The organism is Pseudomonas sp. A214, from assembly GCF_900156295.1.
GTDB classification, from domain to species: Bacteria; Pseudomonadota; Gammaproteobacteria; order Pseudomonadales; family Pseudomonadaceae; genus Aquipseudomonas; species Aquipseudomonas rhizophila.
The window spans coordinates 5368691-5394920 of record NZ_LT707062.1; the positions used below are offsets into that span (position 1 = coordinate 5368691).

Here is a 26230-nt window from a genome sequence, read left to right on the forward strand (position 1 = left end):
TCGAGGAATGGCCTTGGCTTACCTTCTTTTCGGATTTTTCGCACAACCGCTTGAGGCTCTTGCAACGACGAGCGGCCCCCTGCCTGGCGCGCTTTCCGCTCCCGAATCAATGGGTTGCGCAACCCGCTAAACGCCAGGGTTCGAAGGGGTGCCTGCAAATTATTTCGTTGAAGAATGTTACCGATGAGCAGGCAATGCATCGATTACCGAGGTTTTCTGGCATAATCGCGCCCCCTTACGACCGGGTCAGAAAACCTTCATGATCGATTTATTTAGCGGACTGGATGCTTGGGTGCTTGTGAGCCTCTTGCTCGCCCTGGCCTTTGTCCTCGCCTTCGAGTTCATCAACGGCTTTCATGACACCGCAAACGCGGTGGCCACTGTTATCTACACCAAAGCCATGCCGCCTCATCTGGCGGTGTTCTTTTCCGGTGTGTTCAACTTCCTCGGCGTGCTGCTGGGCGGTGTGGGCGTGGCGTATGCCATCGTTCACCTGCTGCCGGTAGAGCTGCTGATCAATGTGAACACCGGACACGGGCTGGCCATGGTGTTTTCGCTGCTCGCAGCGGCCATCACCTGGAACCTGGGCACCTGGTATTTCGGTATCCCAGCCTCCAGCTCCCACACGCTGATTGGTTCGATCCTCGGCGTGGGCCTGGCCAACGCGCTGATCAACGATATCCCGTTGGCCGACGGAGTGAACTGGCAAAAGGCAATCGATATCGGTGCCTCCCTGGTGTTCTCGCCCATGGCGGGCTTCCTGATTGCCGCACTGGTATTGATCAGTCTGAAGTGGTGGCGTCCGCTGTCGAAGATGCACAAGACGCCGGAACAGCGCCGCAAGATCGATGACAAGAAACACCCCCCGTTCTGGAATCGCCTGGTGCTGGTCATTTCAGCCATGGCCGTCAGCTTCGTCCACGGCTCCAACGATGGCCAGAAAGGTATCGGCCTGATCATGCTGGTGCTGATCGGTATCGTACCGGCGCAGTTCGTGCTTGACCTGAACAGCACCACCTACCAGATCGAGCGTACCCGCGACGCGACGTTGCACCTGAGCCAGTTCTACCAGCGCAACAGCGAATCGCTGGGTGAATATCTGGCGCTGGGCAAAAGCGTGAAGGGCGATCTGCCAGAGAAATTCCGCTGCAACCCGCAGCAGACCGAGCCCACCATTGCGGCGCTGCTCGACACCCTCAAAGGCGTGGCGGATTACCAATCGCTGCCGTCGGAAAGCCGCATCGAGGTTCGCCGCTACCTGCTCTGCCTGGATGACACGGCGAAGAAGGTTGGCAAGCTGCCAGGCCTGGCAGCTCGGGAAAAAGACGACCTGAACAAGCTGCGCAAGGACCTGACCGCCACCACCGAATACGCCCCGTTCTGGGTGATTCTGGCAGTCGCCCTGGCCCTGGGCCTGGGCACCATGGTCGGCTGGAAGCGTGTGGTGCTGACCATCGGTGAGAAGATCGGCAAGCAAGGCATGACCTACGCTCAAGGTATGTCGGCGCAAATCACCACGGCGTGCATGATCGGTGCGGCGAACATCTTCAGCCTGCCGGTTTCCACCACCCACGTACTGTCGTCCGGCGTGGCGGGCACCATGGTCGCCAACAAGAGCGGTCTGCAAGGTGGCACGGTACGGACCATCCTGCTGGCCTGGGTACTGACCCTGCCGGCGACAGTGGCCCTCTCGGCCGCGCTGTTCTGGCTGGCGTCCAAGGCCATCGGCAGCTGATATCAGCGGCTTGCAAAAAAGGTGCGACCCTTACGGTTCGCACCTTTTTTTATGCCCGGACACCTGACTACTGTGGGAGCGAGCTTGCTCGCGATGGCGCCGGGTCAGTCAACACATGTATCTACAGACATACCGCTATCGCGAGCAAGCTCGCTCCCACAATGGGCTTGTGTGGAACAGGGGAAATCTGCTCAAAAAAAAGGGCGACCGAAGTCGCCCAAAATGCCTTGCGTGCTCGTTGTAGCTGGAAAGACCTACGGCTTTTTGCGCTTGTGTGCATCTTTCCAGATGAATAATCCGAAGCCGGCGAAAAACACGAACATGAGGCCGACGGTCAACACTCCGGCAAACACCACATTATCGAAAAACATGACTGGCCTCCTGGTCTTGCCCCTGTTGCGATGGGTGCAAGTTAACCAATCAGGCCTGGATGAAAATTGACCGGGGTCAATAACGCTCGCGACGCGGCGAAAAGGAAGGGAAATAACTGATCTGTATCAATGGATAGAGGGGGGAGTCAGCGCTTTTTGGGTTTTTTCTTCGGTTTTTTCTGGGCTTTGCCCAATGGCATGGCTTGCTCAAAAGCCTGGCGGACTTCGTTAAGGCGTTTTTCGTTGAGGTCGTGAACGCGCTTGGCGCGCTCAGCACTGAGGTCGATCAGTTTGTCGTCTTGGCTCATGGCGTGTCGGCATCGTACGGTGAACTGCGGATGCTCTCATGATGAAGGCTGTCGAGCGGGTTGACCAGCCTGCATGCGTCGACAAAAGCCTGGATCAGACCTGGATATCGACCCACAAGCCCTGACGCTCTTCCCCTTCCACCAACGGCACCACAGGCACGGTGTTATCGGCGTTCAGTTCAGTGCCCGGTACGGCCAGGTGCGCTTCGGGATCTTCGTCGGCTTCGCGGCGGCGCTTGTTGCGTTCCTGCTGGCGCTGTTGCTCCTCGCGCAGCAACAGAGCAGCCTCCTCAGGGTCGCGATTTTTCAGGTCGATGGTGCTTTCGTTGGAGCTTTGCTGCACCGGGACCACGGGCGGTATGTCCGGCCGCTGGCGGACCGGATCCTGTTGAGCGGTGATGGGTACGGCGCTCAAAGGGAGCATGGGTGGCAACATAAAGGTCTCCTGTCTTCAGGTTGTCGGCTGAGCGAGGGGCAGCTTGAACCGCTGGTCTGAAACTTGTGACCCGGTTGGCATTATCACAATAGGCCGGGCCGAGCTTGTTTGATCACTCAGCACACTTAAGTTCCGCACCGCCGGTAAGTAATCAATGCCCATGGCGACCCGATGTCTACGTAAATCCTTTGGTCTGAGGGATCATTCCGTTAAGATAACCGGCTTTTTCAAGGCGGGAGTCAGGCAGCATGGCGCAGCAGTATCAACCGGGGCAACGCTGGATCAGTGACAGCGAAGCCGAGCTGGGTTTAGGCACCGTTCTGGCACAGGACGGCCGCTTGTTGACCGTGCTCTATCCGGCCACTGGCGACACTCGCCAGTACGCGCTACGGAATGCGCCCCTCACCCGCGTGCGGTTTTCGCCGGGCGATGTGATCACTCACTTCGAAGGCTGGAAAATGACCGTGCGCGAAGTCGACGATGTCGATGGGCTGCTGGTCTACCACGGCCTCAATGGGCAGAACGAGGTTGTCACCCTGCCGGAAACCCAGCTGTCGAACTTTATCCAGTTCCGCCTGGCCAGTGACCGTCTGTTCGCCGGCCAGATCGACCCGCTGGCGTGGTTTTCCCTGCGCTACCACACCCTGGAACACACCAGCCGCCAGTTGCAGTCGCCGCTCTGGGGCCTGGGTGGCGTACGTGCCCAGCCCATCGCCCACCAATTGCACATCGCCCGTGAAGTGGCCGACCGCATCGCGCCACGGGTATTGCTGGCAGACGAAGTGGGCCTGGGCAAGACCATCGAAGCCGGCCTGATCATCCACCGCCAACTGCTCTCCGGCCGCGCCAGCCGCGTGCTGATCCTGGTACCGGAAAACCTTCAGCATCAGTGGCTGGTGGAAATGCGTCGGCGCTTCAACCTGCAGGTCGCCTTGTTCGACGAAGAACGCTTCATCGAAAGCGATGCCAGCAACCCGTTCGAAGACACCCAACTGGCCCTGGTGGCGCTGGAATGGCTGGTGGACGATGAGAAGGCCCAGGACGCGCTGTTTGCCGCCGGCTGGGACCTGATGGTGGTCGACGAAGCCCATCACCTGGTCTGGCACGAAGATCAGGTCAGCCCGCATTACGCTCTGGTCGAACAGCTTGCCGAAACGATTCCCGGCGTACTGCTGCTGACCGCGACCCCGGAACAGTTGGGCCAGGACAGCCACTTCGCCCGCCTGCGCCTGCTGGACCCGAACCGTTTCCACGACCTCAAGGCCTTCCGCGCCGAGAGCGAGAATTATCGCCCGGTGGCCGAGGCCGTGCAGGAGCTGCTGGACAAGGGCCGTCTCTCACCCGAGGCGCACAAGACCATCCACGGCTTCCTGGGTAACGAGGGCGAAGCGTTGCTGACCGCCGTCAATGATGGCGATGTCGAAGCCAGCGCCCGCCTGGTCCGCGAACTGCTGGACCGCCACGGCACCGGCCGCGTGCTGTTTCGCAATACGCGCGCCGCCGTGCAGGGCTTCCCGGAGCGCAAGCTGCACGCCTACCCGCTGCCGTGCCCGGACGAATACCTCGAACTTCCGCTAGGCGATCACGCCGAGCTGTACCCGGAAGTCAGCTTCCAGGCTCAGCCGGACGCCAACGAAGAACAGCGCTGGTGGCGTTTCGACCCACGGGTCGAGTGGCTGATCGACACCCTGAAGATGCTCAAGCGCACCAAAGTGCTGGTGATCTGCGCCCACGCCGAGACCGCCATGGATCTGGAAGACGCTCTGCGCGTACGTTCCGGCATCCCGGCCACGGTGTTCCACGAAGGCATGAACATCTTGGAGCGGGACCGCGCGGCGGCTTATTTCGCCGACGAAGAGTTCGGCGCCCAGGTGCTGATCTGCTCGGAAATCGGCAGCGAAGGCCGTAACTTCCAGTTCGCCCACCATTTGGTGCTGTTCGACCTGCCCTCGCACCCGGACCTGCTGGAACAGCGTATTGGCCGTCTGGACCGGATCGGCCAGAAACACACCATCGAGCTGCATGCGCCGTACCTGGAAACCAGCCCGCAAGCGCGGCTGTTCCAGTGGTATCACGAGGCCCTGAACGCGTTCCTCAATACCTGTCCGACCGGCAACGCCTTGCAGCATCAGTTCGGCCCGCGCCTGCTGCCATTGCTGGAAGAAGCCGATGACGGCCAGTGGCAAGCCTTGATCGACGAAGCCCGCACCGAACGCGAACGCTTGGAGGCCGAGCTGCACACCGGTCGCGACCGTCTGCTGGAGCTCAACTCTGGCGGCGCGGGTGAAGGCGATGCCTTGGTAGAGGCCATTCTCGAACAAGACGACCAGTTCGCCCTGCCGATCTACATGGAAACCCTGTTCGATGCGTTCGGCATCGACAGCGAGGACCATTCGGACAACGCGCTGATCCTCAAGCCGAGCGAAAAAATGCTCGACGCCAGCTTCCCGCTGGGCGACGACGAAGGCGTGACCATCACCTACGACCGCAACCAGGCGCTGTCTCGCGAAGACATGCAGTTCATTACCTGGGAGCACCCGATGGTGCAAGGCGGCATGGACCTGGTGCTGTCCGGCTCCATGGGCAATACCGCCGTAGCGCTGATCAAGAACAAGGCCCTCAAGCCCGGCACCGTGTTGCTGGAACTGCTCTATGTCAGTGAAGTGGTTGCCCCGCGCTCCCTGCAACTGGGCCGTTACCTGCCGCCGGCCGCCCTGCGCTGCCTGCTGGACGCCAACGGCAACGACCTCGCCGCCCGAGTCTCGTTCGAGACTTTGAACGATCAATTGGAAAGCGTGCCTCGGGCCAGCGCCAACAAGTTCATCCAGGCCCAGCGTGACCAGCTCTCGCCACGGATCAACGCCGGTGAAGAGAAGATCGCCCCGCGTCACGCCGAACGCGTGGCCGAAGCCCAGCGTCGCCTGGCAGCCGATACCGACGAAGAACTGGCGCGCCTGACTGCCCTGCAAGCGGTCAACCCGACGGTACGCGACAGCGAACTGGTGGCTCTGCGCCAACAGCGTGAGCAAGGTTTGGCGATGCTTGAGAAAGCGGCGCTGCGCCTGGAAGCCATTCGGGTGTTGGTGGCGGGCTGATTGCCGCCGCTACTCAACAAAAGGCCCGCAGCGATGCGGGCCTTTTTTTGTGCATTTGTCTGGTCCTACTTGCCGATCACCGCAAGGATCGGCAAGCCCACCGGTTTGCAGCGGCTGAACACTTTGCAAGCGCACGACTCACGATGTGGGAGCGAGCCTGCTCGCGATGGCGGTGGCACATCAGCCATTGATGCAAACTGACTGACCCACCGCTCGCGACTACAGCCTCGTCACTGAGCTCGGCTGCCAAGTTGCTGCTGCAGGTTGCGGATCTGCGCTTGCAGCGTGTTGATATTGCGGGTGACCTGGCCGCGGAAGGCGTCGAACTCGGCGGTGTTGTTGCCCCCGTTGTCCTGCTGGCTCTTGAGCACGATCACGTCCTGCTCCAGACGCTCGATGGCAGAGTTGGAAGTGGCGCGTTTCAGGGCGGTGATGTCGGCACCGATGCTCTTGAGCCGGGCATCGAGAGCACCATCCTCGCCCTGGTTTTTCAGGGCGGAAACTTCAGCCGCCAGCGCTTTGACCTGATCCTGGAGTTCCTTGTTGGAAGCTTGCAACTGAGTGCTGGCGTTCTGCTGCTCAGTGGTCTGGGCAATGATCTGGGCCAGCTCCTTGTCCAGGTCGGCGGACGGACCGAACGCGACCATCTGTTGTTTGTACTGCTCCTGCAGCTTGCTTTCGAATTGCTTGCCCTGCTCCTGAAGCTTGCCTTCCAGCTGTTTGATCTGCAACTTCAAGGCTTCACTGTCGCTCATGACATTGGACTGACCGGCTACCACCTTGCCGGAAATGTCCTGCAAGCGTCCCGCCGCATCTTCACTGATACGGGCGAAACTTTCCTGGGTGGCCACCAGTTGCTGTTCCATCAAGGAAATCTGCTGGAAGCTCCACCACGCCAGGAAGGCAAGCGCACACAACAGCGCACCGACCAGTGCCCACAGTGGCCCGGTACTGGCCCCCTTGACCTTGGCCGCCGCAACGGGTGCCGGGCGCGCTTGCACGTGGGGCGGGCGTTCGCGCTCAGGCAGAAAGTCATCGTCATCGGGAATGTCGGCCCGCATCCGCAAGCTCGGTATATCATCGAAGTCGTCGTTGGAATCGTTACGCATGGGCATTGGGTTCAACCTTTGGGAAACCGGTGTTGGCTTGATGCAGCGAGTATAACCCCCTCGCCCGCCGCACCGATTGACCCCGAACCTGGCACTCGGTTCATGACGGGGCGATCAGCGGGCATCCTGGGCTTTCCACCAGGCGCAGAACTCATCAAGAGCGGTCCACAGGCTGACCTGTGGATCGTAATCCAGATAATGCCGGGCCCGGCTGATGTCCAGGGTGAAATTCTTGTTCATGACCTGCATGCCCAGGCGCGACAACGTCGGTTCGGGACGGCCCGGCCATAACGTGCAAAAACCTTCATTCAGGGCGGCGACGCTGTAGGCCAGCCGGTAGGAACGATAACGCCGGACCTGTGGGACTTCCATCTGTCGCATCACATAATTGACCACATCCCACAACGGCACCGGCGTGCCGTTGCTGATGTTGTAAGCCTTGCCAAGGGCCGATTCGCCGGCCAAAAGACTGCTGAGCAGCGCTTCGTTGAGATTCTGCACGCTGGTGAAATCCACCTTGTTCAACCCGTTGCCGACAATGGCCAAGCGGCCCTTGCGTTGCATGTTCAACAGCCGGGGGAAAATGCTCATGTCGCCGGCGCCGGTGACAAAGCGCGGGCGCAGAGCCAGTACTTCGAGACCGAACTCCTGGGCCCCGAAGACTTTCTGTTCAGCCAGGTATTTGGTGGCAGCGTAGGGATGTTTGAAGCGCTTGGGCACTTGTTCTTCGGTCAGGTCCAGATGGTCCCGGCCGTCGAAGTAAATCGACGGCGATGACAGATGAACCAGGCGCCGGACCTTCTGCTTGAGGCAGGCCTCGACAATATTTTCCGTGACCTGGACGTTGCCCTGGTGAAAATCCTGATAGCGGCCCCAAAGCCCCACGGAACCGGCGCAATGCACGACGCTGTCAACATCAAGGCACAGGTCGCGAGCCAGCAACGGGTCACTCAGATCCCCCTGAATGAACTGCGCCCCGCGACGCACCAGGTGCTCAACGCTCTCGGCCCGGCGACCGTTGACCCGTACATCCAGGCCCTGCTCCAGAGCGAAACGCGCAAAGCGCCCGCCAATGAAGCCACTTGCGCCGGTAACCAGAATTTTCATGAAGACTCCTAAAATCAGATTCGAGCTTCAAGCTACAAGCTTCAAGCCAATCGCTTTCAACTTACCGCTTGGAGCTTGCTGCTTGCCGCCTTGATCAATCGTTCAGTCAACAAACCCAGTAACTGCCCACCATTGCGCCAATGATGCCAGTACAACGGCACATCAATCGGTTTATCTGCCAGCAATTCCACCAACTCGCCCCGCTCCAGTTGCTCACGCATTTGCAACTCAGGCACCAGTCCCCAGCCAAGCCCCGCTTCGGCGAGCCGAATGAAACCTTCGGACGACGGGCAGAGATGATGTTCGAAACCGCCTTCGACCCCCAGGGAAGCAAGGTAGCGATGCTGCAGGAAATCATCCGGGCCGAACACCAGCGCCGGCGTGCGCGCCAGTTGATCGGCGCGCACCCCATCGGGGAAATGCCTGGCGATGAACGCCGGGCTGGCCAACGCCCGGTAGCGCATGGCCCCCAACAACACACTACGGGCACCAGCCACCGGACGTTCACTGGCGCAGACGCACGCCGCCACCTCACCAGCACGCATGCGTTTGAGGCCGACGGTCTGGTCTTCCACCACCAAGTCGAGCAACAGATGATGTTCGGCGCAGAAATCTCCAACGGCCACCGCCCACCAAGTGGCCAGGCTGTCGGCATTCAAGGCGATCCGCAGGCGCTCAGGCAGCCCCTCCTCATCCAGCGCTGGCACCAGGCTTTGCAGGTCGCGCTCCAACAGCCGCACCTGCTGCACATGGTTGAGCAAGCGGCGTCCGATTTCGGTCGGTGCCGGCGGCGTGACGCGCACCAGCACCGGCTGGCCGACCCGCGCCTCCAGCAGTTTGATCCGCTGGGAAATCGCCGACTGCGACAAACCCAGCACTTGGGCGGCACGCTCGAATCCAGCCTGTTCGACAACCGCCGCAAGAGCGGAAAGCAATTTGTAATCGAACATCAGTTTCCCTAATGAGCAATCAGCAATATTGGTTTTTCTTATACCGCTTTGCACCAGAGAATGACACCGCATTCATACCTACTCGGGGAGTAATTTATGTGGCAAAGCTACATGAACGGACTACTGGTGGCCCTCGGGCTGATCATGGCCATCGGCGCTCAGAACGCCTTCGTGCTGGCGCAAAGCCTGCGCCGCGAACATCACTTGCCGGTCGCCGCCCTGTGTGTAACTTGCGATGCGTTGCTGGTGGCCGCCGGGGTGTTCGGCCTGGCGACACTGCTGGCCCAAAGCCCGTTGCTGCTTTCAATAGCCCGCTGGGGCGGCGCCGGGTTCCTGCTCTGGTATGGCAGCCTGGCGTTGCGTCGGGCCTGTTCGAAACAAAGCCTGCAACAAGATGAAAAACAGGTCGTGCGCTCGTTACGGGCGGTGCTGCTCAGTGCGTTGGCGGTGACCCTGCTCAACCCCCACGTCTATCTCGACACCGTGTTGCTGATCGGTTCCCTCGGGGCCCAGCAAAGCGTGCCTGGCGCCTATGTCGTGGGAGCGGCCAGTGCCTCGTTGCTGTGGTTCTTCACACTGGCAATCGGTGCGGCATGGCTGGCACCGTGGCTGGCCCGGCCGAGTACCTGGCGGATACTGGACGTGCTGGTGGCAACGATGATGTTCAGCGTGGCCATACAGTTGATCGTCTCTGGCTGATTATTCCAAACCGCTCTGGAACCTCTATCCCACACAGTTGTTGCGTGGTTATGCCGTTCCCCCGGTGCTATGATCCGACTCCTGCGCCGCAATGAGTACAAACTCCCCGGCGCTAGTCTGGCCGCCCGTGATCGGCCTTGCGCTCACCGCAACTGACCTGATTAGGAGAATCACCATGGCTTTCGAATTGCCGCCGCTGCCTTATCCACACGATGCACTGCAGCCGCACATCTCCAAAGAGACTCTGGAATTCCACCACGACAAGCACCACAACACCTACGTCGTGAACCTGAACAACCTGGTACCTGGCACCGAGTTCGAAGGCAAGACCCTGGAAGAAATCGTCAAGACTTCCTCGGGCGGTATCTTCAACAACGCCGCTCAGGTCTGGAACCACACCTTCTACTGGAACTGCCTGGCGCCAAACGCCGGTGGTCAACCTACCGGCGCGCTGGCCGACGCCATCAACAGTGCGTTTGGCTCGTTCGACAAGTTCAAGGAAGAATTCACCAAGACTTCCGTCGGCACCTTCGGTTCCGGTTGGGGCTGGCTGGTGAAAAAGGCTGACGGTTCCCTGGCCCTGGCCAGCACCATCGGCGCCGGCAACCCGCTGACCAGCGGCGACACCCCGCTGCTGACCTGCGACGTTTGGGAACACGCCTACTACATCGACTACCGCAACCTTCGTCCGAAATACGTCGAAGCGTTCTGGAACCTGGTCAACTGGAAGTTCGTGGCCGAGCAGTTCGAAGGCAAGACCTTCACCGCTTGATCCGTAATGCCAGACAAAAGAACCCGGCGCTTTGCCGGGTTTTTTTTAGCTGGCACAAAGCCCTCGGATCTTGTCCGGCCCCCTACCTCGTGTCTGAAATCCAACAAAAATCAAACCCAGGCCTCAAGTTGGGGGCCCTTCCATCCGACACAATGGTCGTAGAGCAATAACTCTGGAAACACCGTATAACGGCCAGGTTTCAGGCGAAGACCCTTGTGTTTGATTGTCCCTTTGACTGACATCACAGGATTGCCAATACTCATGGCAACTTGACGCTACTCGCACGGAACAAGGAACCCCCTCTTTGAAGCTGGAACTCAAGAACAGCTTGTCTGTGAAGTTGCTCCGGGTCGTGCTCCTTTCGGCATTGATCGTCGGCGTGGTATTGAGCTGCGCCCAGATCGTTTTCGATGCCTACAAAACCGACCATGCCGTCGCCAGCGATGCCCAACGAATTCTTGATATGTTCCGCGACCCTTCGACCCAGGCCGTCTATAGCCTTGACCGGGAGATGGGCATGCAAGTGATCGAGGGGCTGTTTCAGGACCAAGCGGTGCGCATGGCTTCTATCGGTCACCCTCACGAGACCATGCTCGCCGAAAAAACCCGGCCTTTGCAGCACTCTGGAAGTCGCTGGCTGACCGACCTGATCCTTGGCAAGGAACGCACATTCACCACGCAACTGGTGGGTCGCGGGCCTTACAGTGAATATTACGGTGACCTGAGCATTACTCTCGACACCGCCACCTACGGCCAGAGTTTCATCGTCAACTCTGTGATCATTTTTATATCGGGCATGTTGCGAGCCCTGGCGATGGGCCTGGTGTTGTACCTGGTCTATCACTGGCTGCTGACCAAACCGCTGTCGCGGATCATCGAACACCTGACCGAAATCAACCCCGACCGGCCGAGTGAACACAAGATCCCGCAGCTACGCGGCCACGAACAAAATGAGTTGGGGCTCTGGATCAACACCGCCAACCAATTGCTCGCCTCCATCGAGCGCAATACACACCTGCGCCACGAGGCGGAAAACAGCCTGCTGCGCATGGCCCAATATGACTTCCTTACCGGCCTGCCCAATCGTCAACAGCTTCAACAGCAACTGGACAAGATCCTGGTGGATGCCGGGCGCTTGCAACGCCGGGTGGCCGTACTGTGTGTGGGGCTGGATGACTTCAAGGGCATCAACGAACAGTTCAGCTATCAAACCGGCGACCAGTTGCTGCTGGCCCTGGCAGATAGGCTGCGAGCCCACAGCGGCCGCCTTGGCGCGCTGGCGCGACTGGGGGGCGACCAGTTCGCCCTGGTCCAAGCCGATATCGAACAACCTTACGAAGCCGCCGAGTTGGCCCAGAGCATCCTCGATGACCTGGAGGCGCCGTTCGTCCTCGACGATCGGCAAATCCGCCTGCGGGCGACCATCGGCATCACCCTCTTTCCCGAGGACGGGGACAGCACCGAGAAGTTGCTGCAGAAAGCCGAGCAGACCATGACCCTGGCCAAGGCCCGCTCGCGCAATCGCTACCAGTTCTACATCGCCAGCGTCGACAGTGAAATGCGCCGCCGTCGCGAGCTGGAAAAAGACCTGCGCGAGGCTCTGCTCCTCGAGCAGTTCAGCCTGGTGTACCAGCCGCAGGTCAGCTATCGCGACCTGCGAGTGGTCGGTACCGAGGCGCTGATTCGCTGGCATCACCCCGAACACGGCCTCGTGCCGCCGGACCTGTTCATTCCCCTGGCCGAACAGAACGGCACCATCATCGCCATTGGTGAATGGGTACTGGATCAGGCTTGCAAACAGTTGCGCGAATGGCATGACCAGGGCTTCGTTGACCTGCGCATGGCGGTCAACCTGTCCACCGTACAATTGCACCATGCCGAACTGCCGCGGGTGGTGAACAACTTGCTGCAGATGTACCGCCTGCCGCCGCGCAGCCTGGAGCTGGAGGTCACGGAAACCGGCCTGATGGAAGACATCACGACAGCCGCCCAGCACTTGCTCAGCCTGCGCCGCTCCGGCGCGCTGATTGCCATTGATGACTTCGGGACCGGTTATTCGTCCCTGAGTTATCTCAAGAGCCTGCCGCTGGACAAGATCAAGATCGACAAGAGTTTCGTCCAGGACCTGCTCGATGACGAGGATGACGCGACCATCGTCCGGGCCATCATCCAGTTGGGCAAGAGCCTGGGGATGCAGGTAATCGCCGAGGGGGTGGAGACGGTCGAGCAGGAAGCCTACATCATCTCCGAGGGCTGCCATGAAGGTCAGGGGTACTACTACAGCAAACCGCTGCCGGCACGGGAGTTGGGCATCTATCTCAAGCAGGCGCAGCGCAGCAAAGTCTCCATCATCTGATTCTTTCTCCTCGGGTAGTCATGCCTCTGCCGGAGTTGGCGAAGCCTGCGCTCTTTGGTTTGTTCGCTTGAGACTCAAGCGTCTGGGCAGAGATCGCCGCCTCGCTTAGCTCGGCGGCGCCTACGGAAGGCTGCCCGCGCCGCATCACAAATAAGAAATATTTACAGCTACAACCCTTTACACATAATGCAAATCTTTCGCATTATGTCGCAGCTTTGCGCACCTCGCGCCTGTCCCATCCATCACCGAAGCAGGATGTTCGCCATGATTCGTATGCCTCTGGCTACCGCCAGTTTGCTGGCCATCGCTATTTCCCTCGCCGGTTGCGGCGAAGGCAAAGACAAGGCCGCCGCGCCGCAAGCGCCCACGCCTGCAGCCAGCACCGCCGCCCCAGCCGCAGCCGGCAAAATCGACGAGGCCGCTGCCAAGGCCGTTGTCGCGCACTACGCCGACATCGTCCATGCGGTCTACAGCGATGCCGAATCCACCGCGAAAACCCTGCAAACCGCGATCGATGCGTTCCTGGCCAAACCGAACGACGAGACCCTCAACGCCGCCAAGGCCGCCTGGGTCGCTGCGCGCGTCCCTTACCTGCAAAGCGAAGTGTTCCGCTTCGGCAACACCATCATCGACGACTGGGAAGGCCAATTGAACGCCTGGCCGCTGGATGAAGGCCTGATCGACTACGTCGACACCTCCTACGCGCACGCATTGGGTAACCCGGGCGCCACCGCCAATATCATCGCCAATACCGAAGTCCAGGTAGGCGAAGACAAGGTCGACGTGAAAGACATCACCCCGGAGAAACTCGCCAGCCTGAACGAGCTGGGCGGTTCCGAGGCCAACGTCGCCACCGGCTACCACGCCATCGAATTCCTGCTGTGGGGCCAAGACCTCAACGGCACCGGCCCTGGTGCCGGCAAGCGTCCGGCTTCCGATTATCTGGAAGGCGCCGGGGCTACTGGCGGTCACAACGACCGTCGTCGCGCCTACCTCAAGGCCGTGACCCAACTGCTGGTCAGCGATCTGGAAGAAATGGTCGGCAACTGGAAGCCAAACGTGGCTGACAACTACCGCGCCACCCTGGAAGCCGAGCCTGCCGAAACCGGCCTGCGCAAGATGCTGTTCGGCATGGGCAGCCTGTCCCTCGGCGAACTGGCGGGCGAACGCATGAAGGTGTCCCTGGAAGCCAACTCGCCAGAAGACGAGCAGGACTGCTTCAGCGACAACACCCACAACTCGCACTTCTACGATGCCAAAGGCGTACGCAACGTTTACCTGGGCGAATACACCCGCGTCGACGGCACCAAGATGACCGGCGCCAGCCTGTCGTCCCTGGTGGCCAAGGCTGACCCGGCCGCTGACAACGCCCTCAAGGCCGACCTGGCCGACACCGAAGCCAAGATCCAGGTCATGGTCGATCACGCCAACAAGGGTGAGCACTACGACCAACTGATCGCTGCGGGCAACACCGCTGGCAACCAGGTCGTGCGCGACGCCATTGCCGCACTGGTCAAGCAAACCGGCGCGATTGAACAGGCCGCGGGCAAACTGGGCATCAGCGACCTGAACCCGGACAGCGCTGATCACGAGTTCTGATCAAGGCTGGTTGACTGACGGGTTATGCCCGTCAGCCAAGCCATAAAACCCTGTGGGAGCGAGCCTGCTCGCGATAGCGATGTTTCAGCCAACAGCAATGTGACTGACATGACGCTATCGCGAGCAGGCTCGCTCCCACAGTGGTTTCGGCTGTTCATAAATACGATGCACACCACAACGCCCGCTCCCACAGGAAATTTCATCGTTTGTGGTCATCACTGCAACCCCGCAAGCCGCCCCTCGATAAACCGCCTCTCCGGCAATTGCTGAGTCAATTCAAGCGCGCGTCGATATGCCGCTCTCGCCTCCTCCACGCGTCCCAACTGCCGACAGAGTTCTGCCCGCGCCGAGTGGGCCAGGTGATAATCGAGCAACTCGCCCCGGTCCAGAATCGCGTCGATCCGCTGCAAGCCCGCTTGCGGTCCATCGCGTTTGGCCAGGGCCGCGGCGCGGTTGAGTTCGATCACCGGCGAAGGCACCGCACGCAGCAACACATCATAGAGGCCGACGATCTGCGGCCAGTCGGTCTCCTGCGCCGTGGGGGCTTCGGCATGCACTGCCGCAATCGCAGCTTGCAGGCAATAAGGCCCGAACCTTCGGGTATTGAGCGCGGCTTCCACCAGGGCGCAGCCTTCGGCGATCATGTCGGCGTCCCACAAGGACTGGTCCTGCTCATCCAGCAGGATCAGTTCACCGCCGGGAGAGGTTCGTGCTCGCCGCCGCGACTCGTGCAGCAGCATCAATGCCAGCAAACCCATGACTTCGGCTTCAGGCAACAGCTCCATCAACAGGCGGGCCAGGCGGATGGCTTCGCGGGTCAAATCTTCACGCGTCACCTCAGCCCCCATCGAGGCCGAATAGCCTTCGTTGAATACCAGGTAGATCACTCGCAACACACTGTCCAGCCGCTCGGGCAGTTCCGAGCGGGACGGCACCTGATAGGGGATCTTCGCATCGCGAATTTTTGCCTTGGCCCGCACGATGCGCTGGGCGATGGCCGCCGGGGCGGCGAGAAAAGCCCGGGCGATCTCTTCGGTGGTCAGGTCGCACACTTCCCGCAACGTCAGCGGCACCTGGGCATCAGCGGCCAGGGCCGGGTGGCAACAGGTGAAGATCAGCCGCAGGCGATCGTCTTCCACGTCCTCATCACTCCAGTCGCTCTGCTCCAGTTCTTCGAGCTGGGCAATCAGCATCGGCCGGCTCGCCGCGAAGCGAGCGCGCCGGCGCAAACTGTCGATGGCCTTGAAGCGCCCGGCCGACACCAGCCAGGCCCGAGGATTGTCCGGCACACCGTCGCGCTGCCAGCGCTCGACCGCGATGAAGAAGGCCTCGTGCAAGGCCTCTTCAGCAAGGTCGAAATCCCCCAGCAGGCGAATCAGCGTCGCCAGGATGCGCCGCGAGTCTTGCCGATAAACCTGCTCGACCCGTGCGCTGACTTCTTCGGCCGACATCAGTCGGGCATGCCCTGGGTCACCAGCGCTTCGAGCCGATCCAGGCTCTGGCCCCAGCCGTCATGAAAGCCCATGGCTTCGTGGGCCTGGCGGTCTTCTTCGTTCCAGTGCAGGGCGCGGGCGGTGTAAAGGGTTTTATCGCCCATCTCCTCAAGCAACACTTCGCCGGTCATGAAGGCTTTGCCGGAGGGGATCCAGCCGGGCACAAACGCATCGGTGAAGACCAGCCGCTGCGGGGCAACGATTTCCAGGAACACGCCCATGGTCGGATATTCACTGCCGTCCGGGGCACGCATCAGGGTGCGAAACTGACCACCGACCCACAGCTCCATTTCGCACTCCGGCGTAGTCATGCCGTGGGGTCCCCACCATTGGACAAGCAGCGCCGGCTCGGTCCAGGCGCGGAAAATCTTCTGGCGCGAGGCGTCGATCACTCGGCTGATGGATAACTCGAACGCGGCAGGTTTGAGGTTCATGAATGAAATCCTGTTTGTGATTGTTGTTCAGGGATTCAGTTGGCGTACCGGTCGGACCTCGACGCAGCCGACCCGGGCCGCCGGAATGTTGCCGGCGACCTGGAGAGCTTCGTTCAGGTCCTTGGCGTCGATCAGGTAGAAGCCCGCCAGTTGCTCCTTGGTTTCGGCAAACGGACCGTCCGTGATCGACAACTTGCCGCCGCGCATGCGCACCGTGGTAGCGGTCTGCACCGACTCCAGGGCCTCGGCGGCAATCATACGACCGCTGCCCTGGACCGACTCGGCGTAGGCCATGCATTCAGCGTCCTGCGGGCTGTCGGGTGAGTTGTGCAGCGCATGCTCGTTGCTATAGACCAGGCATAAGTACTTCATGGAAAGCTCCGTGATCGAACTGATCAACTATGGACCGCAGAAAAGCGCTCAGCGAAAAAACCGACGATCAGGGCTGCAGGTCGAACATCACCGTACCGGCCATCGGATCAAACGGCGCGGACCAGTGTTCGTGGACAATCTTCCATTGCCCGGCCACCCGTTGATAGCAGGCGGTCGTGCGCATCCAGCAAGCCTGCTCTTCACCTTTGTCGTTGGTGCCGCCGCAATAGGCCAGCCAGTGAGCGAAGGCGATCGTGTCAGCTGCGGTAATCTCGATCTGATGGAAGTCGAACTTGTGCGGTCCAGGGCACATCTCCATGCACGCCTGCCAATGGGCCCGGTAAGCGACTTTGCCCTTGAATTGCAGGGCCTGGATGGCATCGAACGAAACGATATTGTCGTCATAGAGCGCCATGACTTTTTCAACATTTTTTTCCATGACAGCCTGGCGATAAGTCTCGATCAAGGCCTTGATTTCGGTTTCGATGGCTTGGGTATTCATGGTGATTCTCCGCAGGTTTTTGTTGAAGACACCCTTTGTCGTTTAGAGAAACTGCGAATCGACAACCCAAACAAAAATAATTCAAAGAAAAAAATTCGCTAGAATCCCAGGCCCATTCTGTCGGCAAACAACGGATGCTTTTGTGACCGCTCAGCTCGTACCCTACGAAGACCTCACCGAGCTGCAGCGCACGCAGGTCGAAGCCATCGAAATCCACCCCGAACAGATCAAGTTCGCCGGCGATATCCACGGCGCACTGCACACGCTGTTGTCCAGGCCCGGCCCTGGCGTCAAAGGGTTTGCGTTGCTGGCAGGCGAAGTGCCAGTGGCGTTCCTGTTACTCAAGCGCCCGCCAGTACTGCCCGCCTGGGCCAACGAACACAGCGCCACCCTGCACGCCCTGCAAGTCGATTATCGGGCCCAGGGCAAGGGTTACGGCAAGGCCTGCCTACTAGCGCTTCCTGCCGTGGCTCGGGCGGCATGGCCGCAAATCAGAGGACTGGAGCTTTCGGTCGACGCCGATAATGTCTCGGCCATCGGCCTGTATACCCGGCTGGGCTGGGTCGACAGTGGCGAAGCGTACAAGGGCCGCATCGGTTATGAGCGGCGGATGGGGCTGGTGTTTGACCAGGAGATAACCTGTCTGTGAGCGCGAGCCTGCTCGCGATTGTGGTGGGCCAGCTTGCATGAATGTTGGATGTGGCACCGCTATCGCGAGCAGGCTCGCTCCCACCGGTTTGCATTGCCGAGAGGATGGCAATCAGCTCGGTTTGAGAGGAATCCAGATTTCCAGAGAGCCTTCGCCGGTCCTGGGGTTGAAGTCTTCGCTGTAGCGTTCGAACTCCGGGGCCTCGGCAGCTGTGTGGCCGGATCGCGGCAGCCACTCTTTCCAGATGTAGTGGAACGTCTGCGGCAGGGCTTTCAACGGACCTTTGTGTTCGAACACTGCGTAGTGCGCAGGCTGTATTTCGATCCAGCGCAACTGTTCAGGCAAGTCATCGAGCCGGCTGACTTCCACGCCGGCAATGTATTCAAACCCACCCTTCCCGTCCGGGTTGCAACACACGCCATAGGTGACCTCATCTTTCTGCCCTGGCACTTTACCGAGCCAGGGCAAAAACTTTTCCCAGAGCAGCGGGATATCCTCGGCGGTGTCCGGGGTAAAACAGCCACCAAAACCGGCGATTATCTGAAAACGTCCGTGTTCGAAGCGTGGTTCGGCTGCGTTATCGGGTTCGTGCTTTTCCATGCGTCAACACTCCAGAAACGTGAGGTCGGGTGTTGCAGTATAGAAGCCTGATGAAGATTGCCAGGCCCGTTTCGCTTATCCGAGTCCAGGCACAACGGCCGGCGCCACTTTCCCGATAAACTCGTTGTAGCCAGAAACAATCACGTACACCGCGAAATAGCAGAAGATGGCGGCCGATGCCCAATAGCAATAGCGCAACAGTTTATCCCCCAGCAGCCTGCCGCCCTGGGTTGCTGCCAGGCACAGGCCTGCACACCAGAGAAGTCCGGCACAGAGAAATCCACTCAGGAACAGCGCCGAGCTGAGGATCGTTCCGCCGCCCGAGCGAGCGATCAATGTGCCGCCCACCGCCGCGAACCAGAGAATGGCACTGGGCGACGACATCGCCAGGAAAATCCCGCGAAAAAACTCCTGCCCGGATGAATGACTCCGCACCTCGCCAGCCTCGGCCAACGCCGCATGGTGATAGATCGCCGAATGAATCATCTTCGCTGCGAAATACAGCAGCACCACCGAGCCGCCGATCCACAGCACCCAGCGCACCGTTTCGTATTGCAGCAGCACCGTCATGCCGGCCAAGGCCAGGACCGCGTAGACCAGGTCCCCCACACATGTGCCCAGGCCCAGGGCGAAACCTTGGAAATAGCCACGTTGCATGGCCAGGGTAATCATCGCGATATTGGCCACGCCAATGTCCAGGCACAAAGAAAGGCTCAGCAGGAAACCGCTGGAAAATTCCATCATTCAGTCCATTCGTTTTTTGAACAGGGCGAGTCGTGCAGTGCGCAGGTGTTACTGAAAGTCCCCTGAGCGGATCGACAGTGTCGTCGAAAATAGTTGCGCGCCGCTACTGGACAATTGGCCATCAGCCCCTTTATCTTGCGCCGCAGGCCACCGCAGTGGCCAACGTCGCTCGGACGGTTCCGGGCGCTCACGTATCTCGAGGCAATAATGGCCAACCAAGGTTCGCCGCGCCGCTTTGCGCGCATCGATCGACTCCCCCCGTATGTATTCAATATCACTGCCGAGCTGAAGATGGCTGCGCGGCGGCGCGGCGAAGACATCATTGACTTGAGCATGGGTAACCCCGACGGCGCCACACCGCCACACATCGTGGAAAAGCTGGTCACCGTCGCCCAGCGTGAAGATACCCACGGTTACTCCACCTCCAAAGGCATACCGCGCCTGCGCCGCGCCATTTCGCGCTGGTACAAGGACCGCTACGAGGTGGACATCGACCCGGAAACCGAAGCCATCGTCACCATCGGATCCAAAGAAGGCCTGGCGCATCTGATGCTGGCGACCCTGGACCAGGGCGACACCGTGTTGGTGCCCAATCCCAGTTATCCGATCCACATCTACGGCGCGGTGATCGCCGGCGCCCAGGTGCGTTCGGTGCCACTGGTGCCGGGGGTGGATTTCTTCGACGAGCTGGAGCGCGCCATTCGCGGCTCGATTCCCAAGCCGAAAATGATGATCCTGGGCTTTCCGTCCAACCCTACCGCGCAATGCGTGGAGCTGGATTTCTTCGAACGGGTCATCGCCTTGGCCAAACAGTACGACGTGCTGGTGATCCACGACCTGGCCTACGCCGATATCGTCTACGACGGCTGGAAAGCCCCGTCGATCATGCAGGTGCCGGGTGCAAAAGACATCGCCGTGGAATTCTTCACCCTGTCCAAAAGCTACAACATGGCCGGCTGGCGTATCGGCTTCATGGTGGGCAACCCGGAACTGGTCAACGCCCTGGCGCGGATCAAGAGCTACCACGACTACGGCACCTTCACACCGCTGCAAGTGGCGGCCATCGCCGCGCTTGAAGGCGATCAGCAGTGCGTGCGGGATATCGCCGAACAGTACCGCCAGCGCCGCAATGTGCTGGTCAAGGGCCTGCATGAGCTGGGCTGGATGGTGGAAAACCCCAAGGCGTCGATGTACGTCTGGGCCAAGATCCCCGAGGCTTATGCACACTTGGGTTCGCTGGAGTTTGCCAAGAAACTGTTGGCCGAAGCCAAGGTCTGCGTCTCGCCGGGGGTGGGGTTCGGTGAATATGGCGATGATCACGTGCGCTTTGCACTGATCGAAAACCAGGACCGGATTCGCCAGGCCGTTCGCGGCATTCGCGGGATGTTCCGGGCGGATGGGTTGGTCAGCAAACCGAACGCCTGATACCAAAATCAATGTGGGAGTTTGCTCCCACTCTGGATCTTCAGATCACCAGAAGCCAATGTGGGAGCGAGCCTGCTCGCGATAGCGGCATGACAGTCGACTTCGTTGCTGACGGTCAGTGCGCTATCGCGAGCAGGCTCGCTCCCACAATGGGTGATGCGTCGTCGCTTAGATCACCAGCGACAGCAACAGGATGAAGATCAGCGCTACCACGGACAGGATGGTTTCCATCGCGGTCCAGGTCTTGAAGGTTTCGGCCACGGTCATGTTGAAGTACTGCTTGACCAGCCAGAAGCCGGCATCGTTGACGTGAGACAGGATCAGCGAACCGGCACCGGTCGCCAGGACCAGCAGCTCACGGTTCACACCCGGAATCATCCCGACCACCGGTACCACGATCCCGGCACCCGTAATGGTTGCCACGGTCGCCGAGCCTGTGGCGATGCGAATCACCGCCGCCACCAGCCAGGCCAACAGGATCGGTGAGATCTGCGCACTCACCGCCATGTGACCGATCACATCACCCACACCGCTGGTGACCAGCATCTGCTTGAAGCCACCGCCTGCACCGATGATCAGAATGATCGCCGCAGTCGGTGCCAGACTCGCGTCCAGCCACTTGAGTATCTGGCTCGAACCGATGCCCTGCTTGTAGCCGAAGGTGTACAGCGACAGCAGTAATGCCAACAGAAGTGCAGAAATCGGATGCCCGATCAGGTCCATGAACGTGCGGAAGAAATTGCCTTCAGGCAACACCACATCGGCAAAGGTCTTGAGCAGCATCAGGAACACCGGCGAGAGCACGGTGATCAGCGTGATGTTGAAGCTCGGCAGATCGGCAGAATCGGTCTCACGTGCCAGTTGGTCCACCAGCTCCTGATTCGGATGGCCGGGGATATGCTTGGCAATGAATGTACCGAAAATCGGCCCGGCAATAATGGCCGTCGGCAGCGCCACGATCAGGCCATAGAGAATGGTTTTACCGATGTCGGCACCGAATACGCCAATCGCCAGCAGCGGGCCCGGGTGCGGTGGCACCAGGCCGTGGACCGCGGAAAGACCGGCCAGCAGCGGGATACCGATCTTGATGATCGAGACACCGGTGCGACGCGCCACGATGAACACCAGCGGGATCAGCAGCACGAAACCGATTTCGAAGAACAGCGGAATGCCCACCAGGAAGGCGGCGAACATCATGGCCCACTGCACTTTATCCTTGCCGAAGGCGCGGATCAGGGTTTGGGCGATCTGATCGGCCCCGCCCGATTCGGCCATCATTTTACCGAGCATCGTACCCAACGCCAGAATGATGCCGACAAAGCCCAGCACGCCACCGAAGCCGTCCTGGAACGCCTTGATGATGGTGCCGATCGGCATGCCCGAGGTCAGGCCCAGAAAAGCGGCCGCGATGGTCAGTGCAATGAACGGGTGGAGTTTGAACTTGGTGATAAGGACGATAAGTCCGATCACCGTAACCACTGCATCAAGCAGCAGAAACGTCTCGTGGGACATGCCGAACATGGGAGGTGTCTCCTGATTTGTTGTTGTTATTGAAGCGGTTATTTGTAAGCCGTCGGGACAGCGCTATCTTTCTGACGCAAATTTTTTGCAACTCAACTGGCCAGCTTCAAACCGTGATCCACCCACCAGACATAAGCCTGATGAGCCAGTTCATCGACGCTGTGGCTGGATGCATCCAGAGCCAGGGTCAGGGGCTCGCCAACAGGGGATTGAAGGGTGGCAAACTGGCTGTCGATCAGGGTCGACGGCATGAAATGCCCCGGACGATGGGACACGCGGTCGGCGGCCACTTCAGGGGTCAACTCAAGAAATACGAAGCCCAGGCCCGGCAAGGCACTGCGCAGACGCTCGCGATAACTGTGCTTGAGGGCCGAACAGGTCAGCACCGGACGCTCGCCCATCGCATCGACACGGCGCAACTCGTCGCACAGGCTGTCAAGCCAGCCGGCACGGTCGTCGTCGTTCAAGGGGATACCGGCGCTCATCTTCTGGATGTTGGCCGCAGGGTGGAAAGTGTCGCCTTCAATGGCGGTGGCGCCGCTCAACTGGCACAGGGCCTGGCTGACGCAAGTCTTGCCGCAACCGGCAACGCCCATGATGACCAGGGCGGTGATGGGATTATTCATGTAACACCTCAGCGCGCAGACAGCGCTACCTTTGCAAGTTGTGACACCAGAGCAAAAGCAGAAGTTGCCGACGCCTTCTTGTCATTTTTGTGGTTGCAGCATGTTCGTTCACAACGCTAACGGTCAGGGCTCAGGCAAACCCCGCTCACGCATTTGCAGCCGCGTCGAGACAGCGCTACCTTAGTGCCTTGATTTTTGTTTGGCAAGCCGCCCTGATGACCGTCACTAAAAACGATAAGAATACCCGCACCACCGGTCGCCCCACGCTCAACGAAGTCGCACGCCTGGCCGGTGTCAGTCCTATCACCGCCTCCCGTGCCCTGCGCGGCGTCAGCACCGTTGCCGAAAGCCTGGTGGAAAAAGTCCGCCAGGCCGCCCGCGACCTGAACTACGTGGTCAACCCCGCCGCCCGCGCCCTGGCTTCGGCCCAGAGCCATTCGGTGGTGGTGCTGGTGCCGTCGTTGTCCAACCTGTTGTTCATCGACACCCTGGAAGCCATTCATCGTGTGCTCAGGCCCAAGGGCTTCGAAGTGGTGATCGGCAACTATCACTATTCCCGGGACGAAGAAGAAGACCTGCTGCGCAACTACATGGCCTATCAGCCACGCGGTCTGTTGCTGACCGGCTTCGACCGTACCGAAAGCGCCCGGCGCATGATCGAGGCCAGCAACATTCCCTGCGTGTACATGATGGAACTGGACCCCGGTGCGGGCCTTAACTGCGTCGGCTTTTCGCAACTCAAGGCCGGCGAGACGGCGGCCGAGCACTTGATCTCCCGGGGTCGCAAGCGCCTGGCCTATGTCGGCGCACAACTGGACCAGCGCACGTTGCTGCGTGGCGAAGGTTTTCGCCGTGCTTTGCAGAAAGCCGGCCTGTACGACCCGGATCTGGAACTGCTGACCCCACGGCCATCCTCGGTGGGCCTGGGCGGCGAACTGTTCCTGCAGTTACTCGCCAGCCATCCGGACGTCGATGCAATCTTCTTCGGCAACGACGACCTGGCCCACGGCGCGCTGTTCGAAGCCCTGCGCTGTGGCATCAAGATTCCCGAACAGGTTGCGGTCCTGGGCTTCAACGATTTGCCCGCCTCGGCCCACATGGTGCCGCGCCTGAGCAGCATCAGCACGCCACGGGAAGCCATCGGCCAGCGCGCCGCCGAACAGATGCTCACGTTGATGGCCGGCAACCGCATCGCTCAGCCGGTGGTGGACATGGGATTTGAACTCAAGGTTCGCGAAAGCACCTGAGCCCGACGGTCATGTGCGGTCGATCTATGCCGTCCGACGGCAAGGATTGGCCGCCATGATCGCCGGCATACGCTACACAGGCCTTTGGATCCAGGGCTCGCGACGGCGGCATGGGATTTGCTCCTGCACATGGCTCAGCCATAACCGCAGGTATCCATCATGTTGGTCAGTGCACAACAGCAAACGATGATTTTGCTGCCCAAGCGTCCGGGCGAGGATCCCACCGCAGAAGCCGCCAGCGGCCTGCAAAGCGCCGCGCTGCAGGCATTGCGCGATAACGTCCAGGCTCAGGCCAGCCAGGGCAGCACGCAGGTGCAGGCTTCGATCGCGCGACAAGCCACACAGCAGGTCAATGCCGCCACCGCCATCAGCGACAAGGTTGATGAAGCGTTTGCCAAGACCCGGGTTCAGTTGCAGACCGTTGCTTCATCAGCCTCCGATGAGGCCAAGACACAGGGCAGCTCTGCTCTGGACGCATTCAAGGACTACATGAGCAAGACGCCTGAAGAGCGTCTGCGCGACAGCATTCTTGAAGAGATGGGCATCACCCAGGAGGAGTTCGAGGCGATGCCGCCCGAGAAGCAATTGGCGGTCAGTCAGGAGATTGCCCAGCGCATGCAGGACAAGACGGCGATGGCGCAGGTCGAGAAGGACCAGGAAAGTCGCACTTCCGGCAAAGACCCGGCTACGGACATGTTCCTCGCCTCGCTTTGATAGGCTGCTGGGGTCAGCGGGCCGATGGCCGGGATGCATCCCTGGCCCGTCGCCCGCTGGCGTCGATTCAATGACCGAACAGATTCACCTTCTTGGCCTTTTTGTCGGCGCGCTTTTCATCGGCGGTCTTCGCCGGTTTTTTCTTTGCCGCTTTTTTTGAATCCATGCCTTTGGCCATGATACGTACTCCACTCATACGGGATGTGAAGTCAGGTATACACCTATCGCCGCAGACATGTTCTTTTATAATCACCCTCCCCTTCACCGCCCCCTGACTTTGCCATGTCCCAGATCCACTACACGCGGCTCGACGAACCCTTGTGGCCGCTGATGAACAAGTTTTATCGCGCCCACCAATCTTCAATGAAAGCGGTGCGTGAAGCGCAGTTGTGGGTGGCGCGGCAGGATGAAATCATCGCGGCCCTGTGCTTGCGAGCGGTGTCGGGTGGGCATTGGCTGACGGGGTTGTTTGTCGACCCGACGTATCGCATGCAGGGGATCGCGGCGCGCTTGATCGACGAAGCGGTGAAAGGCGTGGAAGGACCGGTCTGGTTGTTCTGCCATCCTGATTTGCGCGGCTTTTATGAGCGGCTGGGGTTCAGCTTCGACCCCGTGCTGCCTTATGCGATGGCCGAGCGCCTGAGTCGCTATGCGCGCAGCAAGCCGATGATTGCGATGGGGATGGAGCCTAAAACACTCTCCTGAAGCGCATCACAATCCAATGTGGGAGCGAGCCTGCTCGCGATAGCGGCGTGTCAGTCAACAGCTTCATAGCTGACTCACCGCTATCGCGAGCAGGCTCGCTCCCACAGAGGGTTTGCGTAGGCTAGTCGTCCGCCGCCGGGTCCAGGTCCGGAAACATGACCTCGGTAAAGCCGAACTTACTGAAATCGGTGATGCGCGAGGGGTACAGCCGCCCGATCAGGTGGTCGCACTCATGCTGCACTACCCGCGCATGAAAGCCCGAGGCCGTGCGCACAATGGCTTCGCCTTTGGGGTCAAAGCCTTCGTAGCGAATGTGTTGATAGCGATCGACCGCACCGCGCAGGCCCGGCACCGACAAGCAGCCCTCGAACCCCTCCTCCATCAGTGGGCCCAACGGCGTAATCAGCGGGTTGATCAGGATCGTCTGGGGCACCGCCTCGGCGTCCGGGTAACGCTCGCTGTGCTCGAAGCCAAAGATCACCAGTTGCAGGTCGACACCGATCTGCGGCGCGGCCAGGCCGACGCCGCCCACACTTTCCATGGTCTGGAACATGTCGTCGATCAACTGCCACAACTCTGGGCTGTCGAACATTTCCGGCGGCACCGGCGGGGCAATACGCAGTAGGCGTTCGTCGCCCATTTTCAGGATTTCACGAATCAT

26 protein-coding genes are annotated in these 26230 nt (G+C 60.2%); 11 read left to right on the top strand and 15 right to left on the bottom strand.

Annotation, left to right across the window (positions count from 1 at the left end; genetic code table 11):
• Positions 1-259: 259 nt before the first annotated feature.
• Entirely contained in the window at positions 260-1735 is a 1476-nt protein-coding gene (locus BW979_RS23945) for an inorganic phosphate transporter (protein WP_047228319.1), read from the top strand.
• 254 nt (positions 1736-1989) lie between these two features.
• Here BW979_RS23945 and ccoM read toward each other — a convergent pair whose 3' ends face one another.
• The 3 genes from ccoM to BW979_RS23950 form a co-directional block, all read right to left on the bottom strand.
• On the bottom strand, positions 1990-2106 hold the full coding sequence (ccoM, locus tag BW979_RS28020) for a cytochrome c oxidase subunit CcoM (RefSeq protein ID WP_025212288.1): 117 nt from the start codon (positions 2104-2106) through the stop codon (positions 1990-1992).
• Positions 2107-2252: 146 nt separating this feature from the next.
• Entirely contained in the window at positions 2253-2414 is a 162-nt protein-coding gene (locus BW979_RS27660) for a hypothetical protein (RefSeq protein ID WP_171061412.1), read from the bottom strand.
• 94 nt (positions 2415-2508) lie between these two features.
• Positions 2509-2850: a hypothetical protein gene (locus BW979_RS23950; protein WP_047228320.1), complete on the bottom strand. Its 342-nt coding sequence runs from the start codon at positions 2848-2850 to the stop codon at positions 2509-2511.
• Between the two features lie 248 nt (positions 2851-3098).
• Between BW979_RS23950 and rapA the strand changes: the two genes are divergently transcribed.
• Positions 3099-5945, top strand: a complete 2847-nt coding sequence (gene rapA, locus BW979_RS23955) for an RNA polymerase-associated protein RapA (protein ID WP_047228321.1) — start codon at positions 3099-3101, stop codon at positions 5943-5945.
• Positions 5946-6175: 230 nt separating this feature from the next.
• Here the strand turns inward: rapA and BW979_RS23960 are convergent, their stop codons facing one another.
• From BW979_RS23960 to BW979_RS23970, 3 genes are all read right to left on the bottom strand, one after another.
• Positions 6176-7060, bottom strand: a complete 885-nt coding sequence (locus tag BW979_RS23960; RefSeq protein WP_076386024.1) for an ATPase — start codon at positions 7058-7060, stop codon at positions 6176-6178.
• A gap of 108 nt (positions 7061-7168) precedes the next feature.
• A complete protein-coding gene (locus BW979_RS23965) occupies positions 7169-8161 on the bottom strand; it encodes an NAD-dependent epimerase/dehydratase family protein (RefSeq protein ID WP_076386026.1) in 993 nt (330 codons plus the stop codon).
• Positions 8162-8217: 56 nt separating this feature from the next.
• On the bottom strand, positions 8218-9111 hold the full coding sequence (locus BW979_RS23970) for a LysR family transcriptional regulator ArgP (RefSeq protein ID WP_047228324.1): 894 nt from the start codon (positions 9109-9111) through the stop codon (positions 8218-8220).
• Between the two features lie 96 nt (positions 9112-9207).
• Between BW979_RS23970 and BW979_RS23975 the strand changes: the two genes are divergently transcribed.
• The 4 genes from BW979_RS23975 (at position 9208) to BW979_RS23990 (ending at position 14537) form a co-directional block, all read left to right on the top strand.
• Positions 9208-9810, top strand: coding sequence for a LysE/ArgO family amino acid transporter (locus tag BW979_RS23975; RefSeq protein ID WP_047228325.1), 603 nt, complete (start codon positions 9208-9210; stop codon positions 9808-9810).
• 175 nt (positions 9811-9985) lie between these two features.
• Positions 9986-10582, top strand: a complete 597-nt coding sequence (locus BW979_RS23980; protein WP_047228326.1) for a superoxide dismutase — start codon at positions 9986-9988, stop codon at positions 10580-10582.
• A 304-nt stretch (positions 10583-10886) separates the two neighbouring features.
• Positions 10887-12938, top strand: coding sequence for a putative bifunctional diguanylate cyclase/phosphodiesterase (locus tag BW979_RS23985; RefSeq protein WP_076386027.1), 2052 nt, complete (start codon positions 10887-10889; stop codon positions 12936-12938).
• Positions 12939-13202: 264 nt separating this feature from the next.
• Complete coding sequence (locus BW979_RS23990) at positions 13203-14537, top strand: imelysin family protein (RefSeq protein WP_047228328.1); 1335 nt, start codon at positions 13203-13205, stop codon at positions 14535-14537.
• A gap of 215 nt (positions 14538-14752) precedes the next feature.
• Here BW979_RS23990 and BW979_RS23995 read toward each other — a convergent pair whose 3' ends face one another.
• The 4 genes from BW979_RS23995 to BW979_RS24010 all read right to left on the bottom strand — a co-directional run bounded on the left by BW979_RS23995 (position 14753) and on the right by BW979_RS24010 (position 17338).
• Positions 14753-15988 (bottom strand): RNA polymerase sigma factor, encoded by a 1236-nt coding sequence (locus BW979_RS23995; RefSeq protein WP_076386028.1) that lies wholly within the window; start codon positions 15986-15988, stop codon positions 14753-14755.
• Positions 15988-16464, bottom strand: coding sequence for an SRPBCC family protein (locus BW979_RS24000; protein ID WP_047228330.1), 477 nt, complete (start codon positions 16462-16464; stop codon positions 15988-15990). Before BW979_RS24000 ends, BW979_RS23995 begins: the two co-directional genes overlap by 1 nt.
• Positions 16465-16491: 27 nt before the next feature.
• Positions 16492-16836, bottom strand: a complete 345-nt coding sequence (locus BW979_RS24005; RefSeq protein ID WP_047228331.1) for a YciI family protein — start codon at positions 16834-16836, stop codon at positions 16492-16494.
• A gap of 67 nt (positions 16837-16903) precedes the next feature.
• Positions 16904-17338: a YybH family protein gene (locus tag BW979_RS24010; protein WP_076386030.1), complete on the bottom strand. Its 435-nt coding sequence runs from the start codon at positions 17336-17338 to the stop codon at positions 16904-16906.
• A gap of 142 nt (positions 17339-17480) precedes the next feature.
• Between BW979_RS24010 and BW979_RS24015 the strand changes: the two genes are divergently transcribed.
• Complete coding sequence (locus tag BW979_RS24015) at positions 17481-17987, top strand: GNAT family N-acetyltransferase (RefSeq protein ID WP_076386032.1); 507 nt, start codon at positions 17481-17483, stop codon at positions 17985-17987.
• A gap of 111 nt (positions 17988-18098) precedes the next feature.
• Here BW979_RS24015 and BW979_RS24020 read toward each other — a convergent pair whose 3' ends face one another.
• Together BW979_RS24020 and BW979_RS24025 are read right to left on the bottom strand one after the other, a co-directional pair.
• Positions 18099-18587 carry a GyrI-like domain-containing protein gene (locus tag BW979_RS24020; protein ID WP_047228334.1) on the bottom strand — a complete coding sequence of 163 codons (489 nt, stop codon included), beginning with the start codon at positions 18585-18587 and terminating at the stop codon, positions 18099-18101.
• A 75-nt stretch (positions 18588-18662) separates the two neighbouring features.
• Positions 18663-19328: a LysE family translocator gene (locus tag BW979_RS24025; RefSeq protein WP_047228335.1), complete on the bottom strand. Its 666-nt coding sequence runs from the start codon at positions 19326-19328 to the stop codon at positions 18663-18665.
• Positions 19329-19538: 210 nt separating this feature from the next.
• Between BW979_RS24025 and alaC the strand changes: the two genes are divergently transcribed.
• Positions 19539-20756, top strand: a complete 1218-nt coding sequence (gene alaC, locus BW979_RS24030) for an alanine transaminase (protein ID WP_076386034.1) — start codon at positions 19539-19541, stop codon at positions 20754-20756.
• Positions 20757-20924: 168 nt separating this feature from the next.
• Here the strand turns inward: alaC and BW979_RS24035 are convergent, their stop codons facing one another.
• Together BW979_RS24035 and BW979_RS24040 are read right to left on the bottom strand one after the other, a co-directional pair.
• The gene (locus BW979_RS24035; protein ID WP_047228337.1) at positions 20925-22277 is read right to left on the bottom strand and encodes a GntP family permease; all 1353 of its coding nucleotides are present in this window, start codon (positions 22275-22277) and stop codon (positions 20925-20927) included.
• 92 nt (positions 22278-22369) lie between these two features.
• Entirely contained in the window at positions 22370-22903 is a 534-nt protein-coding gene (locus BW979_RS24040; RefSeq protein ID WP_076386036.1) for a gluconokinase, read from the bottom strand.
• 215 nt (positions 22904-23118) lie between these two features.
• Here BW979_RS24040 and BW979_RS24045 point away from each other — a divergent pair, with 215 nt between their 5' ends.
• The 3 genes from BW979_RS24045 to BW979_RS24055 all read left to right on the top strand — a co-directional run bounded on the left by BW979_RS24045 (position 23119) and on the right by BW979_RS24055 (position 25569).
• Positions 23119-24150, top strand: coding sequence for a LacI family DNA-binding transcriptional regulator (locus BW979_RS24045; protein ID WP_047228339.1), 1032 nt, complete (start codon positions 23119-23121; stop codon positions 24148-24150).
• Between the two features lie 159 nt (positions 24151-24309).
• Entirely contained in the window at positions 24310-24864 is a 555-nt protein-coding gene (locus tag BW979_RS24050; RefSeq protein ID WP_076386038.1) for a hypothetical protein, read from the top strand.
• 282 nt (positions 24865-25146) lie between these two features.
• Complete coding sequence (locus tag BW979_RS24055; RefSeq protein WP_047228341.1) at positions 25147-25569, top strand: GNAT family N-acetyltransferase; 423 nt, start codon at positions 25147-25149, stop codon at positions 25567-25569.
• Positions 25570-25690: 121 nt separating this feature from the next.
• Here the strand turns inward: BW979_RS24055 and def are convergent, their stop codons facing one another.
• Positions 25691-26230 carry a peptide deformylase gene (gene def / locus BW979_RS24060; RefSeq protein WP_047228342.1) on the bottom strand — a complete coding sequence of 180 codons (540 nt, stop codon included), beginning with the start codon at positions 26228-26230 and terminating at the stop codon, positions 25691-25693.

Excerpts from the sequence above, each read along its gene's own strand:
- BW979_RS23945 (WP_047228319.1), top strand. The coding sequence starts at position 260 with ATGATCGATTTATTTAGCGGACTGGATGCTTGGGTGCTTGTGAGCCTC.
- ccoM (WP_025212288.1), bottom strand. The coding sequence starts at position 2,106 with ATGTTTTTCGATAATGTGGTGTTTGCCGGAGTGTTGACCGTCGGCCTC.
- BW979_RS27660 (WP_171061412.1), bottom strand. The coding sequence starts at position 2,414 with ATGAGCCAAGACGACAAACTGATCGACCTCAGTGCTGAGCGCGCCAAG.
- BW979_RS23950 (WP_047228320.1), bottom strand. The coding sequence starts at position 2,850 with ATGTTGCCACCCATGCTCCCTTTGAGCGCCGTACCCATCACCGCTCAA.
- rapA (WP_047228321.1), top strand. The coding sequence starts at position 3,099 with ATGGCGCAGCAGTATCAACCGGGGCAACGCTGGATCAGTGACAGCGAA.
- BW979_RS23960 (WP_076386024.1), bottom strand. The coding sequence starts at position 7,060 with ATGCCCATGCGTAACGATTCCAACGACGACTTCGATGATATACCGAGC.
- BW979_RS23965 (WP_076386026.1), bottom strand. The coding sequence starts at position 8,161 with ATGAAAATTCTGGTTACCGGCGCAAGTGGCTTCATTGGCGGGCGCTTT.
- BW979_RS23970 (WP_047228324.1), bottom strand. The coding sequence starts at position 9,111 with ATGTTCGATTACAAATTGCTTTCCGCTCTTGCGGCGGTTGTCGAACAG.
- BW979_RS23975 (WP_047228325.1), top strand. The coding sequence starts at position 9,208 with ATGTGGCAAAGCTACATGAACGGACTACTGGTGGCCCTCGGGCTGATC.
- BW979_RS23980 (WP_047228326.1), top strand. The coding sequence starts at position 9,986 with ATGGCTTTCGAATTGCCGCCGCTGCCTTATCCACACGATGCACTGCAG.
- BW979_RS23990 (WP_047228328.1), top strand. The coding sequence starts at position 13,203 with ATGATTCGTATGCCTCTGGCTACCGCCAGTTTGCTGGCCATCGCTATT.
- BW979_RS23995 (WP_076386028.1), bottom strand. The coding sequence starts at position 15,988 with ATGTCGGCCGAAGAAGTCAGCGCACGGGTCGAGCAGGTTTATCGGCAA.
- BW979_RS24000 (WP_047228330.1), bottom strand. The coding sequence starts at position 16,464 with ATGAACCTCAAACCTGCCGCGTTCGAGTTATCCATCAGCCGAGTGATC.
- BW979_RS24005 (WP_047228331.1), bottom strand. The coding sequence starts at position 16,836 with ATGAAGTACTTATGCCTGGTCTATAGCAACGAGCATGCGCTGCACAAC.
- BW979_RS24010 (WP_076386030.1), bottom strand. The coding sequence starts at position 17,338 with ATGAATACCCAAGCCATCGAAACCGAAATCAAGGCCTTGATCGAGACT.
- BW979_RS24020 (WP_047228334.1), bottom strand. The coding sequence starts at position 18,587 with ATGGAAAAGCACGAACCCGATAACGCAGCCGAACCACGCTTCGAACAC.
- BW979_RS24025 (WP_047228335.1), bottom strand. The coding sequence starts at position 19,328 with ATGGAATTTTCCAGCGGTTTCCTGCTGAGCCTTTCTTTGTGCCTGGAC.
- alaC (WP_076386034.1), top strand. The coding sequence starts at position 19,539 with ATGGCCAACCAAGGTTCGCCGCGCCGCTTTGCGCGCATCGATCGACTC.
- BW979_RS24035 (WP_047228337.1), bottom strand. The coding sequence starts at position 22,277 with ATGTTCGGCATGTCCCACGAGACGTTTCTGCTGCTTGATGCAGTGGTT.
- BW979_RS24040 (WP_076386036.1), bottom strand. The coding sequence starts at position 22,903 with ATGAATAATCCCATCACCGCCCTGGTCATCATGGGCGTTGCCGGTTGC.
- BW979_RS24045 (WP_047228339.1), top strand. The coding sequence starts at position 23,119 with ATGACCGTCACTAAAAACGATAAGAATACCCGCACCACCGGTCGCCCC.
- BW979_RS24050 (WP_076386038.1), top strand. The coding sequence starts at position 24,310 with ATGTTGGTCAGTGCACAACAGCAAACGATGATTTTGCTGCCCAAGCGT.
- BW979_RS24055 (WP_047228341.1), top strand. The coding sequence starts at position 25,147 with ATGTCCCAGATCCACTACACGCGGCTCGACGAACCCTTGTGGCCGCTG.
- def (WP_047228342.1), bottom strand. The coding sequence starts at position 26,230 with ATGATTCGTGAAATCCTGAAAATGGGCGACGAACGCCTACTGCGTATT.